This is a genomic window from Devosia rhizoryzae, assembly GCF_016698665.1.
GTDB lineage: Bacteria > Pseudomonadota > Alphaproteobacteria > Rhizobiales > Devosiaceae > Devosia > Devosia rhizoryzae.
Genome location: NZ_CP068046.1, coordinates 1,960,632 through 1,975,807 on the forward strand (window position 1 = coordinate 1,960,632; position 15,176 = coordinate 1,975,807).

17 protein-coding genes are annotated in these 15,176 nt (G+C 62.7%); 9 read left to right on the top strand and 8 right to left on the bottom strand.

What is annotated here, in order from left to right; all coding sequences use genetic code 11:
- Window positions 1–6: 6 nt before the first annotated feature.
- Genes JI748_RS09765 through JI748_RS09795 form a run of 7 tightly spaced genes read left to right on the top strand, consistent with a single transcriptional unit; the run spans window position 7 to window position 5,340 of the window.
- Entirely contained in the window at window positions 7–861 is an 855-nt protein-coding gene (locus tag JI748_RS09765; protein WP_201629959.1) for an ABC transporter ATP-binding protein, read from the top strand.
- Window positions 858–1,697 (top strand): ATP-binding cassette domain-containing protein, encoded by an 840-nt coding sequence (locus JI748_RS09770; RefSeq protein WP_201629960.1) that lies wholly within the window; start codon window positions 858–860, stop codon window positions 1,695–1,697. Before JI748_RS09765 ends, JI748_RS09770 begins: the two co-directional genes overlap by 4 nt.
- Window positions 1,694–2,620 carry an ABC transporter permease gene (locus tag JI748_RS09775; RefSeq protein ID WP_233280484.1) on the top strand — a complete coding sequence of 309 codons (927 nt, stop codon included), beginning with the start codon at window positions 1,694–1,696 and terminating at the stop codon, window positions 2,618–2,620. Before JI748_RS09770 ends, JI748_RS09775 begins: the two co-directional genes overlap by 4 nt.
- A gap of 3 nt (window positions 2,621–2,623) precedes the next feature.
- The gene (locus JI748_RS09780; protein ID WP_201629961.1) at window positions 2,624–3,508 is read left to right on the top strand and encodes an ABC transporter permease; all 885 of its coding nucleotides are present in this window, start codon (window positions 2,624–2,626) and stop codon (window positions 3,506–3,508) included.
- Between the two features lie 2 nt (window positions 3,509–3,510).
- Window positions 3,511–4,233: a glycerophosphodiester phosphodiesterase gene (locus tag JI748_RS09785; protein ID WP_201629963.1), complete on the top strand. Its 723-nt coding sequence runs from the start codon at window positions 3,511–3,513 to the stop codon at window positions 4,231–4,233.
- An 18-nt stretch (window positions 4,234–4,251) separates the two neighbouring features.
- Window positions 4,252–5,094: an inositol monophosphatase family protein gene (locus JI748_RS09790; RefSeq protein WP_201629965.1), complete on the top strand. Its 843-nt coding sequence runs from the start codon at window positions 4,252–4,254 to the stop codon at window positions 5,092–5,094.
- Between the two features lie 54 nt (window positions 5,095–5,148).
- On the top strand, window positions 5,149–5,340 hold the full coding sequence (locus JI748_RS09795; protein ID WP_201629966.1) for a hypothetical protein: 192 nt from the start codon (window positions 5,149–5,151) through the stop codon (window positions 5,338–5,340).
- A 42-nt stretch (window positions 5,341–5,382) separates the two neighbouring features.
- On the opposite strand, the gene JI748_RS09800 is transcribed toward JI748_RS09795, so the two are convergent.
- Window positions 5,383–6,060: a DUF1236 domain-containing protein gene (locus JI748_RS09800; RefSeq protein WP_201629967.1), complete on the bottom strand. Its 678-nt coding sequence runs from the start codon at window positions 6,058–6,060 to the stop codon at window positions 5,383–5,385.
- Between the two features lie 64 nt (window positions 6,061–6,124).
- Window positions 6,125–6,331, bottom strand: a complete 207-nt coding sequence (locus JI748_RS09805) for a hypothetical protein (RefSeq protein WP_201629968.1) — start codon at window positions 6,329–6,331, stop codon at window positions 6,125–6,127.
- Window positions 6,332–6,481: 150 nt separating this feature from the next.
- Here JI748_RS09805 and JI748_RS09810 point away from each other — a divergent pair, with 150 nt between their 5' ends.
- Window positions 6,482–7,087, top strand: a complete 606-nt coding sequence (locus JI748_RS09810) for a hypothetical protein (RefSeq protein ID WP_201629969.1) — start codon at window positions 6,482–6,484, stop codon at window positions 7,085–7,087.
- A 150-nt stretch (window positions 7,088–7,237) separates the two neighbouring features.
- On the opposite strand, the gene JI748_RS09815 is transcribed toward JI748_RS09810, so the two are convergent.
- The 5 genes from JI748_RS09815 to ku form a co-directional block, all read right to left on the bottom strand.
- Complete coding sequence (locus JI748_RS09815) at window positions 7,238–7,993, bottom strand: amino acid ABC transporter ATP-binding protein (protein WP_201629970.1); 756 nt, start codon at window positions 7,991–7,993, stop codon at window positions 7,238–7,240.
- The gene (locus JI748_RS09820) at window positions 7,990–8,670 is read right to left on the bottom strand and encodes an amino acid ABC transporter permease (protein ID WP_201629972.1); all 681 of its coding nucleotides are present in this window, start codon (window positions 8,668–8,670) and stop codon (window positions 7,990–7,992) included. Before JI748_RS09820 ends, JI748_RS09815 begins: the two co-directional genes overlap by 4 nt.
- Before the next feature lie 72 nt (window positions 8,671–8,742).
- Entirely contained in the window at window positions 8,743–9,510 is a 768-nt protein-coding gene (locus tag JI748_RS09825) for an amino acid ABC transporter substrate-binding protein (RefSeq protein ID WP_201629974.1), read from the bottom strand.
- 196 nt (window positions 9,511–9,706) lie between these two features.
- Entirely contained in the window at window positions 9,707–12,298 is a 2,592-nt protein-coding gene (ligD, locus tag JI748_RS09830; RefSeq protein ID WP_201629976.1) for a DNA ligase D, read from the bottom strand.
- A 3-nt stretch (window positions 12,299–12,301) separates the two neighbouring features.
- Window positions 12,302–13,282: a non-homologous end joining protein Ku gene (gene ku / locus JI748_RS09835; RefSeq protein ID WP_201629982.1), complete on the bottom strand. Its 981-nt coding sequence runs from the start codon at window positions 13,280–13,282 to the stop codon at window positions 12,302–12,304.
- A gap of 128 nt (window positions 13,283–13,410) precedes the next feature.
- Here ku and JI748_RS09840 point away from each other — a divergent pair, with 128 nt between their 5' ends.
- Window positions 13,411–14,454, top strand: a complete 1,044-nt coding sequence (locus JI748_RS09840) for a DNA topoisomerase IB (protein WP_233280485.1) — start codon at window positions 13,411–13,413, stop codon at window positions 14,452–14,454.
- 55 nt (window positions 14,455–14,509) lie between these two features.
- On the opposite strand, the gene JI748_RS09845 is transcribed toward JI748_RS09840, so the two are convergent.
- Complete coding sequence (locus tag JI748_RS09845) at window positions 14,510–15,118, bottom strand: biotin transporter BioY (protein ID WP_201629983.1); 609 nt, start codon at window positions 15,116–15,118, stop codon at window positions 14,510–14,512.
- Window positions 15,119–15,176 lie beyond the last annotated feature (58 nt).

The window sequence follows — 15,176 nt, forward strand, 5'->3', positions numbered from 1 at the left end:
GTCATCATGCCCCTGCTCGCGCTCGAAAACCTGTCCATCGCCTTTCCTTCGCGCAACGGCTTCCATTGGGCCGTCGAGGACGTGTCCTTTTCCCTAGGCAAGGGCGAAATCCTGGGCATCGTCGGCGAAAGCGGGTCGGGCAAGAGTGTCACATGCCTGTCGCTCGTGGGTCTTCTGGGTCATGGCAGCCAGGTGAGCGGCACCATGCGGTTCGATGGCCAAGTCCATGCTATTGCGGACCTGCCGCGCCTCAGCGTCGATCAGCGCCCCTCGATCGGCATGATCTTTCAGGACCCGGCGGCAAGCCTTAATCCCGTGCGCACCGTGGGCTCGCAGATCACCGAAGTGCTGCGTTTCGGGCGCGGCATGGATCGCCGCGCTGCCCAGGCGGAAGCAGCCGCCTTGCTGGATCGCGTCGGCATCCGCGAACCCGAAGCAAGGCTTCGCTCCTATCCGCACCAAATGAGCGGCGGCATGAACCAGCGCGTCATGATTGCCATGGCCCTGGCCGGCCAGCACCGCCTCCTCGTGGCCGACGAGCCGACCACGGCGTTGGACGTGACCATTCAGGCGCAGATCTGCAAGCTGCTGCGCAATCTCGTGCGCGAAACGGGCCTCTCCATCATCTTCATCTCGCACGACCTCGACCTTGTGGCCCAGCTCTGCGACCGCGTCGCTGTAATGTTCGGCGGGCATCTGCTCGAAACCCAGTCCGCCAGCGACATCGTCGTCGCCCCACGACACGCCTATACCAAGGCACTGCTTGCAGCCATTCCCGGCCATCAACCAGCCCGCTCCCGGCTGGGGGTCATCACCGACGAGATGCGTTCGAGCTTTCTCGATCAAGGAGAAGCCGCATGAGTGCTCCGGCCCTCCGCCTCGACGGCGTCCGTTACCTCCATCGTCAAGCCAAGAGCCTTTTGCCCTGGCGCCGCTCCATCGCCCGCTCGGGCGGCGTGGAAGAGGTTTCCATCACGGTCGCCTCCGGCACGACGCTTGGCCTTATCGGTGAAAGCGGGTGCGGCAAGTCAACGCTTGCCAGCCTCATCATGGGCGATCGCGTGCCGCAGGCGGGCACGATCGACCTCTTCGGCAGGCCGCTTGCCCAGCGCCTGGGGCGGGGGCGCAAGGCTTTGGCGAGAGAGCTCCAGATGGTGGCGCAAGACCCCTTCGGCTCCATGGACCCGCGTCAGGCGATCGGCCCGCAACTGGTGGAAACGCTTGATGTGCATGACGAGGGCAGCTCGGCTGGCGAGCGGCGGGATCGCGCCCTTGCCATGCTGGTGCAGGTCGGTCTTTCGGAAATCAACTACGCTCGCCTGCCCCATCAGCTTTCGGGCGGACAACGCCAGCGCGTCTCGATCGCCCGCGCACTGATCCTCAAGCCGCGCATGCTTGTTTGCGACGAGCCCGTTTCCGCCCTCGATGTCTCGGTGCAGGCACAGGTGCTCAACCTCCTGCTCGATCTGCAAGAGCAGATGAACCTCACCATGGTGTTCATCAGCCACGACATCCGGGTCGTCGGCCACATGTCCCACGCCATCGCAGTCATGCAGGCGGGCCGTATCGTCGAGCAGGGCGCTGCCGAAACCGTTCTGGCCAACCCGCGCCACGAGTATAGCCGAACACTTTTCGCCGCCGTGCCGGGGCGCGTAACCGTCGCAAAGCCTGCCCGGCTTCTGGAGTCCGCATTGTGATCCGCACCCTTTTCGCCAATCTGGCCCGCGGCCTCCTCGCTATTATTCTCACCGTGACCTTCGTCTTCGTCATCCTGCGCGTCGCTGGTGATCCGATGACCATGATCCTGCCGCTCGAGGCCAGTCCCGAGCAGATAGAGGCCACCCGCATCGAGTGGGGATTGGATCAGCCGCTCCATGTCCAATACGGCAACTACGTCGCCAAGCTCCTGCAAGGCGATTTCGGGCGCTCCAATGCCGATGGCCGCCCCGCCCTTGCCGTTGTCATGGAAAAAGCTCCGGCCACCATGCTGCTGATGTTGACGGGGATGAGCCTCGCCTTGGTCCTGGGCATCAGCATGGGCATTCTTGCCGCTTTCTTTCGCGGCGGCATCGTGGATCGGGCGGTGATGGGTGGCGCGGTGCTCGTGCATGCCATGCCAGGATTTTTGCTCTGCATCTTCGCCGTGCTGCTGTTTGCGGTGCAACTGGGCTGGTTGCCGAGCGGCGGCGGCAGTTCGCCGCTGCATCTGATCATGCCATCGCTGGTCATCGGCCTGTCCGCCGCCGGCGTCATCGCGCGCTTCGTTCGCTCCAGCGCGCTCGAAGTCCTGGGGCAGAACTACATCCGAGTTGCTTCCATCAAGCCCTTGCCGCGCTGGTATCTGTTCGCCTTTCACGTCATGCCCAACGCTTCCCTGCCCTTGCTGACGCTGGTGGGCTTTCTGCTCGGCGGCATGATCGGTGGCGCCGCAATCGTTGAATCGGTCTTTGCCTGGCCCGGCATCGGCCGCTTCCTTGTCACCGCCGTGACCAAGCGGGATCTGGCGACTGTCCAGGCCATCGTGATCCTGGTTTCGGTGACAATGGTCACCGCGAACCTCCTCGCCGACATCCTTTACACCGTCGTCGATCCACGCCTGCGCAACCGCCGGGAGGCTTGAGTCATGACCATTCTTGCGCCCCCTGCCCTTCCCGTCCGCAGCCGCCCCGGCTGGATCGCCCGGCAAGGCTGGCCGGTCGTCCTCGCCATGGCCGTGATCGCCCTCTACATCGTGGTCGCCATTGGTGCGCCATGGCTAGCGCCCTATGATTTCGCGGGCATCGACCTGGTCGCGCGCAATGCGCCGCCGGTTGGCTTCGGCGGCACCTGGGCACACCCCATGGGCACCGACGATCTGGGCCGCGATGTGCTCAGCCGCACCATGAGTTCGGTGCGCACCAGCCTGTCGGTGGCGCTGATCGCCAGCATGGTGAGCCTGGTGATCGGCGTTGGCCTCGGGCTCCTGTCCGCCCGCCGCCGCGGCTTTGCCGATGGTGCCATTCGCGTTGCCGTCGACGTCAATGCCGCCCTGCCCTTCATGATCCTTGCGCTCTCGGTTCTGGCCTTTTTCGGCAAAAACATGGTGCTGTTCGTCTGCCTTCTCGGCCTTTACGGCTTGGAGCGATACACCCGCCTCGTGCGGGCAGTCGCCATGGCGGAATACGAGAAGGGCTATGTCGCAGCGCTTCGCCGGATCGGAGCGTCCGAGCGCCGCATCGCCCTCAGCCATGTGCTGCGCAATGTGTTGCCGGTGGTCATCGTCAACTGGACGATATCGCTCCCCGAAGTGATCCTGCTCGAATCGAGCCTCAGCTTTCTCGGTCTCGGCATCCAGCCGCCCAATGCCAGCCTTGGCAATATGGTGGGGCTGGGACGAGACTCGGTGGTCACCGCCTGGTGGATCGCTACCATGCCCGGCATCACCATTTTCATCCTCACCTTTGCCGTCAGCGTCCTCGGGGACTGGCTGCGCGACTATACCGATCCCAGCCTTTCCAAAGGAAATTGACCATGACCCCTCCCCAAATCGTTGCTCACCGCGGCAGCGCGACCGATCGTCCCGAGAATGCGCTCTCCTCGTTTATTGCTGCGGCAGGAAGTGGCGTGGAGCAGATCGAGCTCGACGTGCATATGAGTTCGGATGGCCAGCTCGTGGTCATGCATGACGCCATGCTGGAGCAGACCAGTCTCGGCCATGGCGCGATCGCTTCTCACACCCTGGCCGAACTGCAGCAGATTAAGCTGCGCGGCATGGACGAGACCATTCCCACGCTCGCCCAGGTGCTCGACGCCGTTGGCCAATCGATCCACACCCGCATCGAGATCAAGAAGGGCCCGGTCGAATATGCCGGACTGACGGAAGCGATCATGGAGGCCGTCGAAAGCCGCTCGCTCAAGGACCGCGTCACCATCATGTGCTTCCAGCTCGCCTCGATCCAGCCATTTGCCAAGGCCGGATACGAGACCAGTCTCTCCTTTTCCAAGAGCTTTGGGTCCGAACGAGACCTATCAACCCTCGTCAAGCGCCTAGCCGACGATGGCGTCGCCGATATCGGCTATTTCTTTCACGAGCTCGACGCGGAAGCGATCGAGACGATCACGGCTGCAGGCCTCACCGTCGGCGCCTGGACCGTCAATGGAATGCCGCGGCTCGATTACTGGCTGCGCCAGCCGATCAGCTACATCCTCACCGATCAGGCTGACCTCGCCCTCTCTATCCGCGCCGGCCTCTGACGCCAAGAAAAGCCCTTCATGACCGAGACCACATCCAGCGCCGTGGCGGAACGTGCCACGGTGGCAACCCGAATTATCCGCGATGCCGGCCAGCTCGCCCTGGCCTACTTCCGGCGCTATCGGAGCCTTGCCGTCGAGACCAAATCGGGTCAGCAGGACATAGTCAGCGAGGCCGACCGGCAGGTCGAGACGCTGATCCGGGAAGCCCTGATCACCAGTTTCCCCGAGGACGGGCTCGTCGGCGAAGAGCACGGCGTCCAGAAGGGCACTTCCGGTTTCACCTGGCTGATCGATCCGATCGATGGCACTTCGCCCTTTCTTCACGGCCTTCGGACCTGGTGCGTGGTGCTCGCCTTGATTGAGAAGAATCGCCCCGTCGCCGGATTGATCTATGATCCGTCCGCAGACGAGCTCTTTGTCGCCGTACTGGGGCAAGGCGCTACCATGAATGGAGCTCCGATCACGGTCGACCAAAGCTCCACGCTGCAGCAGGGGCTGACGGCGATCAGCGCTGTGGTGGAGGTGCCGGGGGCACAGATCGCCGGCATGATCGAACGCCTGCACGATCTTGGTGGCGCCTATATTCGCCTGGGATCCGCCGCTCTCACCCTCGCCTATGTCGCGGCCGGGCGCCTTGTCGGCTATTTCGAGCGCCAACTGCATTCCTGGGATTGCGTTGCCGGCCTGCTTATCGTCAAGGAGGCTGGGGGCACCGTCTCGGTGTTCCCGCTCGCCGATGGTCCCCTGGAGATCGGCCCAGCCTATGCCGCCAGTCCCACTGTTCACAATCCCCTGGCCAATTTGATCCAGGCACAAGTGTTCGAACTGGCCCCTTTGGAGGTTAGCTCAAGCGGGTATTAATCGGCGTGAAGCGGGAGAGTTGAACAATCTGGCGCGCCAGTGTTCTTGGGGCGAATGGATTTCATGCTATTCGCCTTTGCCGTCGACCTCGCGCTCTGGACGTTTGCCGGTTACGGCGCCTTTCGCCTTGCCCGGCGGCTCTGGCCCAACCGCGCCTTTGATCCGCAACTCATCATGCTGGGCTTTTTCATCGTGGGCGCCCTGGTCATCATGGCGACCTTCACCCACTGGCTGATCTACAAGTAAGAAAAGTCCAGCCGATCGAAATGACCGGCTGGACTTTGCGCTCTAGCGAAGGACGTAGACGATCTGGCGGGTGCCTGGGTCGACAAGAACCGGCTGACCGTTGATGTAGACGTACTGGTATTGATAATCGGGAATGGCCTGGAGCGTCACGTTGTCGGGCACACCGGCGCCGATCACCACTTCCCCGTCGAGGTAAACGGGGTCGATCGGGTTGGCTGTGACATAGGTGCGGGCCACTTCAGGCGGATCGATCACGGCGCCCGTGGTGGCGCCCGTGCCAGCACCGATAGCGCCGCCGACGACAGCGCCGATCGGCCCGCCGACCAGGGCACCCACGACCGCCCCGGTGGCAGCACCGGCTGCGCCGCCCGCAGCAGCGCCGCTCTCATCATAGGTCACGGTGGCGAGGCCAACATCGGGGTAGCGTTCGGTCAAGACCACCACCTCGCCGGAAAGGTCGGCAGTGAGGTAGTCGGAATAGGCCCAGCCGCTGACACCGTTATACTCGACGCGGCACCACTTGCTGCCCTGAAGGCAACCGTCCACATCGGCGGAATCGCCCACGGCGATGAAGCCGATCGAGGAATATTGCGGGCCCGGGCCGGAACGGATGTTGAGATCGGCAGTGGCCGTAGCCGAGGCGCTCTGGGCAAAAGCCGAGCCCACAAGAGCGGTGGATGCCAGTGCGGCAACAGCGGTGAAAGTCAGAAGCTTGTTCATGATGGTCTCCTGGTGAAGGCGTTCGGCTATGCCGGAGGCGCTACCCTGTCTGGTGTTCTTGGGATCAGTCGGTGACGGTGACAGCCGGCAGATCGACATTGACCGCATCGCCGTTGCTGGTGATGCCGCCGTTCACGACCCACATGATAAGAAGCACGGCGACGATCACGGCGATGATCACGCCGATGATGCCGAATGGGCTGCCACCGCTCACCACGGTGGTTTCCGAGGGGGCCGGGCGTTCGATAATGGTTTCTCGCTCGATTGGCATTCTCGCCTCCAGATTGTGTGATGGAAAGAACGCGCTGCCCGGCGATTGTTTCCCCTAACTATCTGATTTTATTATTATATTTAGCTTACGTGAGCCGTAAGCTTTGCGTCAGTCGGCGTGTGTTACCGAACACTGCTTCGGAGCCCGCTGATGCGCCTAGACACCAGAACCAGCCTTATCTTTTCGACTCTTGCCGCAGCTTTCGTGACTGCGGTGCCGCAGTCGCTTGCTCAGGAAGCGCCGGATCAAAGCGTCTTTTTCTTTGGCGGGCGCTACAGCAGCGACTACTTCGAGTTCGCGCTGAACCCGTTCACCACTACGTACGAAAACAATTTCGTGGGCGGGGTGGGCTATCAAAGCTTCTTCTGGGGAGAGGACGGGGGCTTCAAGCTCGGTGCCGAAGCCGGTGCGGCCTTTCGCACTGGCAACCAGTCATCGGCCGAGCTTTGGGGTGGCGCCGTGGCGCGGGCCGATCGCTTCATCCAAACCGACCAATTCGCCGTTTCGGCCAGTCTGACCCTGGGCCTGTCGGTCACCACCGACACGATCGGCATCGAGGCACAGCGCGAACGGGACGAAGGCGGCAACAGCACCCTTCTCTACTACTTGGGCCCGGAGATCAGCCTATCCTTGCCCGGCGCATCGAACACTGAAGTGTTCTGGCGTCTCCACCACCGCTCCGGCGGGTGGAAGACTCTTGGCAATATGCGCGATGGAGCCAACGCAACAGCGATCGGCATTCGCTGGTCGTTCTGAGCGCGTCTCGAAAAGACCCCGGCGCAGAGCCGGGGCAAGTTTCTCAGTCCCTGCCGCTTAGCAGGGACCGCCATAGCGCGCGTTGCCGCGTGATGAGTCAACTCCCCTCTTGCCGGACGCGGCACGGGGCCAAGGTATAGGTCGCGAGGATCAGAGGCTGGGCTGCGCAGTGAGCGTGGCAACAAAGCGCTTGGTGCGCTCGTCCCGCGGCGTGCGAAACACTTCGCTTGCCGGCCCGGACTCGACCACGTGGCCGCCTTCCAAAAACACCACGTTGGTGGCGATGGTCGCGGCAAGACGCAGGTCGTGCGTGGCCATCAGCATGGTCGTGCCTTCGCGGGCGAGCTGGGCCAGAACCTCCACCACTTCGATTGCGAGTTGTGGATCGAGCGCCGAAGTCGGCTCGTCGCAGAGCAGCACCTTTGGCGCCGGCGCCAGCGCCCGCGCGATGGCCACGCGTTGCTGCTGGCCGCCGGAAAGGCTCGAGGGCCAGGCATCGGCCTTTTCGCGCATGCCGACCTTGTCGAGCAGTTCGAGCGCCCTGCCCCGAGCCCGCTCGCGATCCCATCCAAGGACCGTCACGAGGCCTTCCATGACGTTCTCCAGCGCCGTCTGGTGCGGAAAAAGCTGGAAGTTCTGGAACACCATGCCAGTCTTGCGGCGCAGCGCCAGCACCGCGTCCTGCCGCGGCTTGCTGCCGGGTGAAAGATGCACATGGGCATCGTCGATGCGCACATCGCCCGATTGCGGTGTTTCGAGCAGGTTGACGCAGCGCAACAGCGTGCTCTTGCCGCTGCCCGAAGCCCCGATCAGCGCGGTGACGCCGCCCTCCGGCACCTCGATGCTGACGCCCCTCAGCACATGGTTGGCGCCGAAACTCTTCTCGATCTTGTCCAGCCGGATCATGACGCGGCCTCGATGCTGCCGCCGTAGCGGGACAGGCGTTTTTCGAGGCGCCCCTGCAGGCTCGACAGGACGGAGCTCAGCACCAGGTAAATCAGCGCCACCTCGACATAAAGGATCAGCGGCTCATAGCTCGTGGCAACGATGCGCTGCCCCGCACGGAAGAGCTCCGGCACCGTGATGGCGGCGGCAAGCGAAGTGTCCTTCACGAGCGAAATGAAGGTGTTGGAGAGCGGCGGCACGGCGATGCGGGTGGCCTGCGGCAGGATGGTGCGGCGCATGGCTTGCGACCAGGTCATGCCGATCGAAAATGCCGCCTCCCACTGGCCCTTGGGTACGGCGAGCAAAACGGCCCGGATGATTTCGGACGTATAGGCGCCGACATTGAGGGTGAAGCCGATCAGCGCGGCGGGGAAAGCATCAAGCGTGACGCCGACGCTGGGCAAGCCGTAAAAGATCAAAAAGAGCTGCACCAGAAGCGGCGTGCCGCGGATGATCCAGACATAGAAACGAACGATCCAGGCGATCGGCGCCGGGGCGAAAAGGCGGAGCACCGCCGCAAAGAAGCCGACCGTCAAACCGAACACGAAGCTCAGCAAGGTCAGCGGCACGGTGAACAACACGCCAGCCCACAAGAGCGAGGGCAGCGAGTCGAGCATCAGGGACAGCCAATGCGGCATGGGCACTTTCCACGAAAAAAGGGACCGGCCGATTCTCAGCCGATCCCCAAGGATGTTATCCGGTTAAGCCGCTTACTGCGACACGTTCTCGCCGAAGTACTTTTCGGAGATCTCGGCATAGGTGCCGTCGGCCTTGATGGCTTCCAGCGCTTCGTTGATCGCCGCCAGGAGTTCCGGCTTGTTCTTGGCAAGGATAACGCCCGAATAGTCGGCGTCCTCGGCCGTGGCCACGACCTTGACCGGCGCATCGGGCTGCTGCGTCTTGAAGTCGAAAAAGGAGAGGCTGTCGTTGATTGTGGCGTCGGCGCGGCCCTGGATCACCAGGGCGATCGACTGGTCGAAGCCTTCGGTGCCGACGAGTTCGGCACCATAGCTCTGGGCGAGCTTGCCGAAGTTGGAGGTCAGCGACTGGGCCGAGGTCTTGCCGGACAGCGATTCAAAGCTCGTGATGTCGGTATTGTCGTCCTTGACCACGAGCGCAGCCTTGGAGGCGATATAGGGCTCGGAGAAATCGTACTTGGCTTGGCGCTCTTCATTGATGCCGACCTGGTTGATGACGACGTCATAGCGGTTGGCGTCGATGCCGGCGATCAAGCCGTCCCATGGCCCTTCGACGAACTGGGCTTCGACGCCCAGCTGTTCGGCGATAGCACGGCCGATCTCGACGTCGAAGCCGACCAGTTCACCGCTGGCATCATGGAAGGTGAAGGGCGCATAGGTGCCTTCGGTGCCGATGCGCAGGGCGCCGGCGGACTGAACCTGTTCAAGCGCGGTCTGAGCGAATGCGGGAGTCGAGAGGGCCATCAAACCGACGGCAAAAAGCACTTTCGAAAGTTTCATTTTCAATTCTCCAGGAGCCGGATCATCGCTGAGGGCCGGCGCTTCTGGCGGGAAGATGCCCCCGCCAGCAGGCGGTTTCAACAGGTTGGACGGATGTTTTTCTTCTGCACTCGCACGTAAAGAGACATGCTCACAAGAACGACAGTCGGAGCCGATTGTTGCGCGTTTGTGCAACGCAGGAGTTGATCAACCGGGATCACCCCGACACCGCCTTCAGCATCTTTGCCGTAAGCTTTTGCTTGAGCTTGAAATAGTCGGGCCAGGCATTGTCGCCCTGCGCCCGTTCGGCAGCGGCTTCGAGCGAAAAGATGTTGGCGCCCTTGAGCCTTGGCACCTCGTCCCAGGTCACCGGCACGGCCACCGGCGCGCCTTCGCGGGAGCGTACCGACCAGGGCGCGATGGCGGTCGAGCCGCGCTCGTTGCGCAGATAGTCGATGAACAGCCGTCCCTTGCGCTTGGCTTTGCTGAGGTTAGCTGTGAACCGATCGGGTTCATCACTTTCGAGCTTCTTTGCAAAGTCGCGGCAGAAGGTCTTGGCCTCGGCCCAATCCATTTCCGGCTTGAGCGGCACGATGACGTGCACACCCTTGCCGCCCGACACCATGGGCACGCTCTTGAGGCCCAGATCGGCGAGCCGGTCGCGAATGTCTGTTGCGGCGCTGATGATGTGGGAGAAGTCGAGCCCTTCATCGGGGTCGATATCGAAAACCAGGCGATCTGGCTTGTCGACGTCGTCGAAATGGCTGCCCCAGATATGCCATTCGAGCACGTTCATCTGCGTGCCCGCAACGAGGCCGGCCAAGTCCTTGATGAAGAAGTAGTTCTGCCTGTCGCCGTCTTTTTCGGTGATGGTCTGCGAATAAATCTGCTCGGGGAAGCTGCCGGTATCGTGCTTCTGGAAGAAGCAGTGCTTGGCCCTGCCCTGCGGACACCGCACCAGGCTCAGCGGCCTATTGGCGATGTGGGGCAGCATGGCTTCGGCGACTTCGGAATAATAGTCGACCAGCTGCGCCTTGGTCGTGCCCTGGTCGGGGTAGACGACGCGATGCGGCGAGGTCAGCCGAACGCCAAGCCGCTCGGCGACTTCCTCGCCCTCTTCGTCCTTGAGCTCGATGCCCTGGGGTGGCTCGAAGGCGTCGAGAGCCTGCGCCTTTTCCATATGCACTTCCTCCGCTGCCTTATCGCCGCGCAGGGCAATAAAGCTCGGGTGGCGCAGGATGTCTTCGCTGGTCAGTTCGGTATAGGCGATCTCGGCCACGAGCTGCGGCTCGACCCAGTGAACGCCGCGGGCACGCTCGCGCGGCACAGCCTCAAAGGGATTGTCCTTGCGCGCCAGCTTGGCCAGTTTCTCATCCATTTGCCCCAGGAGCTCCTGGCTGAAGCCCGTGCCGACTCGCCCGCGATAGAGCAGCTTGCCGTTTTCCCAGGTGCCCAGCAGCAGCGAAGCAAAACCCTTGCGCTTGGTGGAAGGCGACCAGCCGCCGATGACGAATTCCTGGCGCTTGAGACATTTGATTTTGAGCCAGGATTTGGTGCGGTCGCCGCGATAGGGCGCCTTGGCGCTTTTGGCGATGACGCCTTCATGGCCATCTCGGCACAGCGCATCGAGGACCTTTTGCCCGTGTCCGGCGACATGCGACGAATATTGGATCGGCGAGCCCTTGGCCAATTTGCCCAACATCTTTTCCAGACGTTCCTTGCGCTCGATCAGCGGTAGCTTGGTGACGTCTTCACCATCTGCCTCCAGCAGGTCGAAGGCGAAGAACTCGAGCCGTCTGCCTTCGGACAGCACCTTCTGCAGCGTCGAAAAGTCGGTGCGGCCCTTGTCGTCGAAGGCGCAGATTTCTCCGTCGATCAGCGCCGAGCCGATCTTAAGCTTCTGCAACGGCTCAACGAGAGCCGCAAACTTGTCAGTCCAGTCGAGCCCAGAGCGGGTGTAAAGCTGCACGCTGTTGCCAGCCACCGCGGCGAGGCACCGGTAGCCGTCATATTTCATCTCGAAGAGCCAGTCCTCGCCGGACGGCACGGTATCCACCAGGGTTGCGAGCTGCACCGGGCGGAAGCCGGGCCCCTCGCCCTTTTTGGCACTGGCCAGAATGCGCGTGGTCTGGTCCGCCTGCTCGGCCTCGTCGGCATCGGAATGCCAGACGGCGTCGGCCTTGACCTTGCTGGTCTTGATCGGCTTGGCGCCCGCCGCGATCTGTTTGAGATCACGCCCGGTGTCGACCGAGCGGGTGAAGCGGGTGGTCAGCGTGTCCTTGTCGCGCGCGTAAGCATCCTTATGCTTGATCAGCAGCCAATTTTCACGCGGCGGGCCGGACTTCCGCTTTGTGTCGCGGCCCTTCATGTGGACCAGCACCCACTCGCCCTTGAGCCGTTCGCCATAAAGGCGGAATTTGAGGTCACCCTTTTCCAGGCCCTCATGCGGATCGCCCACCGGCTCCCAGGTGCCGCGGTCCCACAGCATCACCGTGCCGCCGCCATACTCGCCTTCTGGGATGGTGCCCTCGAAGCCGCCATATTCGAGCGGGTGATCTTCCACATGGACGGCCAGCCGCTTGTCACCGGGGAAATTGGATGGCCCCTTTGCCACCGCCCAGCTTAACAGCACACCATCGAGCTCGAGGCGGAAGTCATAGTGGAGACGAGTCGCATCGTGCTTTTGCACCACGAACGAGCCCCTGCCCTCCTTGCTGACCGGCTCGGCGCCGGCCGGCTCCTGGGTTTTGGCGAAGTCGCGCTTGGCCTTATACTCCTTGAGGAGATCGGCCCCCGATGCTCGAGCCATGGCCTAGCTCGCTTTCTTTCGCGTTGTGGCGGTCGATTTCGCTGCCGTCTTCGAAGGCGCCTTGGCAGCCGTCGTCTTAGCGGCAGCTGTCTTGGCCGCCGGCTTGCGTGCCGTGCTGCGGCGAGCGGGCGGCGCTTCGTCATTGGCCGCTGCAGGCTTTTTGGCAGATGGAGTCGGCTTCTTGCTGCTGCCGCCTTCGAGGCTTTCCTTGAGCGCTGCCATCAGGTCGACGACGTTGGCCCCGCTCGGGCGCGCCGGACCGTCATCCTTGTCCGCCGTGATCTTCTTGCCCTTGGACTTGACCTTGCGCGCGATCAGCTCGTGCAGTGCATTCTGGTAATGATCCTTGAAGACCCCGGCATCGAATGGCGCGGTCTTTTTCTCGATCAGCGCCGTGGCGACCTCGAGCAGGTCAGGCTCGGCCTTTTTGCTCGAAATGGTCGAAAAGAAGCTGTCCGATTTGCGGATCTCGTCTTCATAATGGAGCGTCTCGAGCATCAGCCCGGTGCCGCTCGGCTTGATGGCCGCAAGGTATTCCTTGCCGCGCATCGAGAGCTGGCCCAGCCCCACTTTTTGGCTGTTGCGCAACGCGTCACGGATGACGCGGAAAGCGTCTTCCGCCAGCTCGTCGGTTGGCACGACGAAATAGGATTTGTCGAAATAGATCGGGTCGATCTCGCAGGCGCCAACGAACTGCGTCAGCTCCATGGTCTTGCGCGTTTCGAGCCGCACGGCGTCGATTTCGTCATCGGTAAGAAGGACGTACTCGCCCTTTTCATATTCGAACCCCTTGATGATCTCGTCGGCATCGACCGGACCGACGCCTTCGACCACTTTCTCATAGTGGACGCGCTTGCCGGTCGGCTCGTGGATCTGGTTGAAGCTCGGCTTGGCGCCGGTTTTGGCAGCGCTGAACAACTCGACGGGGATGGACACCAGCGACAGGCGGAGCTGGCCTTTCCAGATGGGACGCGAAGCAGGCATGGCCGATCCTCAGGGGTGCGGAATTTGCGACTCAACGCCGGATGTTCGCCCGCGTTCCGAGTCACGTTTTCGAGGTTGAGGAACGCTTGGCGCCGCCAATCATTCTGCGCCCGAATGAGGCTCATGCCATGAGATTTGCGCACCAGGTGTTTGATCGTATGCGGGCCGACGAAATTGGTCCTGCCCCAACCCTTGCCTTTTCCTCCGACGACAGCCCCGGCTGGCATCGGGTCAAGCGCGGCAAAGGGGTGAGCTATGTCGATGAAGACGGCAACAAGCCCGAAGAGCATGATCTTGCCCGCATCCGGGCCCTCGCCATTCCCCCCGCCTGGTCCGACGTCTGGATCTGCAAGGATCAGTGCGGGCATATCCAGGCCACCGGCCGCGATGAAAAAGGCCGCAAGCAGTACCGCTACCATGCCGAATGGACGCAGCTGCGCTCGACCAACAAGTTCGAGACGCTGCCCGCCTTCGCCAAGGTGCTGCCGAGCCTCCGCGCCCAGGTCGAGAGCGACCTCCGCCGCCGCAGCCTCTGCTTCGAACGCGTCGTCGCCTCGGTGGTCTGGCTGCTCGATCATAGCTTGATCCGCGTCGGCAACGCCGCCTATGCCCGGCAGAACAAGAGCTTTGGCCTAACGACCCTGCGCACCAAGCATGTCGACATCACCGGCCACAAGCTGCACTTCCAGTTCAAGGGCAAGTCGGGCAAGCAGTGGAACCTCCATCTTGCCGATCGCCGCATTGCCAATACGCTGAAGTCGCTGCAGGACATTCCGGGCCAGCACCTTTTCACCTACGAATGCGACACCGGCTACTCGACGATCTCTTCGCGCGACGTCAACGACTACCTTGCCGCCTTTGCCGGCCCCGACTTTACGGCCAAGCATTTCCGCACCTGGGCGGGCACGGTGCGCGCCTTCGGGCTTTTTGCCGATACCGGGGTGCCGGAGACCAAGACGGCGCAGAACCGCGCGATGAACGCCATCATCGACCAGGTGGCGGCGCGGCTTGGCAATACGAGAGCAGTGTGCCGCTCGGCCTATATTCACCCGGCGCTTGGCGAGACCTGGCTCAAGGGCGAGCTGCACCGATCCGGCCGGTTGAAGCCGATCGAGGGTCTCGACGAAGACGAAGTCGAAACCGCCGCCTTCCTGCGCAAGCTCGACAAATAGGCAAAAGAAAAAGGCCGGTGTTTCCACCGGCCTTTGTTTGTTAGCGAGGCGAAGCTTAGCGCTTCAGCGCAGCCCAGAGACCGGTCACGGTCAGCGTGGCGAACGCCATCTTGAGCGCATCCCAGACCAGGAATGGCTGCACGGCTTTGGAGAAGGCGGAGGCGACGATATTGGTCTGGTCGACCCATGCGGCCTGGCCGGCCATGGCCACGAGCCAGGCAAAGCCGAAGGCGTAAAGCACGGCGGTCGCAACCAGCATGGCGCCGAACAGAGTAAATGGACGCCCCAGCGCGCCGCGATCGGCGGCATAGCCGGTGATGGCGGCCTGGGCGAGGAAGCCGAGGAGGAAGCCACCGGTCGGGCCGACAAGGTAGGCCGCGCCGCCACCCGCTGCAAAGACCGGCAGGCCCATCGCGCCTTCAAGAAGATAAGCGGCAACAGTCGCCACAGCCATGCGCATGCCGAAGGCCGCGGCAATCGCCGCAATGGCAAAGCTCTGCAGCGTGACAGGGACCGGCCATACCGGCACGTTGATCTTGGCGGCAGCGGTGATGAGCAGCGTGCCCAGCAAAACGGTTGCGGCATTGATCGCCAGCTTGGCGGCGTCGCCCTTGGGCTGGAACACGCCGAGCAGCGTGTTGGGCGTGGTCAAAGTGACGGCCATTTCATAACCTTCCATGCGAAAGATGCTCCGGCTCCCATCGGCGCCGGTTCGGTTCATC

Excerpts from the sequence above, each read along its gene's own strand:
- JI748_RS09805 (WP_201629968.1), bottom strand. The coding sequence starts at position 6,331 with ATGCCAATCGAGCGAGAAACCATTATCGAACGCCCGGCCCCCTCGGAA.
- JI748_RS09825 (WP_201629974.1), bottom strand. The coding sequence starts at position 9,510 with ATGAAACTTTCGAAAGTGCTTTTTGCCGTCGGTTTGATGGCCCTCTCG.
- JI748_RS09795 (WP_201629966.1), top strand. The coding sequence starts at position 5,149 with ATGGATTTCATGCTATTCGCCTTTGCCGTCGACCTCGCGCTCTGGACG.
- JI748_RS09800 (WP_201629967.1), bottom strand. The coding sequence starts at position 6,060 with ATGAACAAGCTTCTGACTTTCACCGCTGTTGCCGCACTGGCATCCACC.
- JI748_RS09780 (WP_201629961.1), top strand. The coding sequence starts at position 2,624 with ATGACCATTCTTGCGCCCCCTGCCCTTCCCGTCCGCAGCCGCCCCGGC.
- JI748_RS09815 (WP_201629970.1), bottom strand. The coding sequence starts at position 7,993 with ATGATCCGGCTGGACAAGATCGAGAAGAGTTTCGGCGCCAACCATGTG.
- ku (WP_201629982.1), bottom strand. The coding sequence starts at position 13,282 with ATGCCTGCTTCGCGTCCCATCTGGAAAGGCCAGCTCCGCCTGTCGCTG.
- JI748_RS09810 (WP_201629969.1), top strand. The coding sequence starts at position 6,482 with ATGCGCCTAGACACCAGAACCAGCCTTATCTTTTCGACTCTTGCCGCA.
- ligD (WP_201629976.1), bottom strand. The coding sequence starts at position 12,298 with ATGGCTCGAGCATCGGGGGCCGATCTCCTCAAGGAGTATAAGGCCAAG.
- JI748_RS09785 (WP_201629963.1), top strand. The coding sequence starts at position 3,511 with ATGACCCCTCCCCAAATCGTTGCTCACCGCGGCAGCGCGACCGATCGT.
- JI748_RS09820 (WP_201629972.1), bottom strand. The coding sequence starts at position 8,670 with ATGCCGCATTGGCTGTCCCTGATGCTCGACTCGCTGCCCTCGCTCTTG.
- JI748_RS09765 (WP_201629959.1), top strand. The coding sequence starts at position 7 with ATGCCCCTGCTCGCGCTCGAAAACCTGTCCATCGCCTTTCCTTCGCGC.
- JI748_RS09770 (WP_201629960.1), top strand. The coding sequence starts at position 858 with ATGAGTGCTCCGGCCCTCCGCCTCGACGGCGTCCGTTACCTCCATCGT.
- JI748_RS09845 (WP_201629983.1), bottom strand. The coding sequence starts at position 15,118 with ATGGCCGTCACTTTGACCACGCCCAACACGCTGCTCGGCGTGTTCCAG.
- JI748_RS09840 (WP_233280485.1), top strand. The coding sequence starts at position 13,411 with ATGAGATTTGCGCACCAGGTGTTTGATCGTATGCGGGCCGACGAAATT.
- JI748_RS09790 (WP_201629965.1), top strand. The coding sequence starts at position 4,252 with ATGACCGAGACCACATCCAGCGCCGTGGCGGAACGTGCCACGGTGGCA.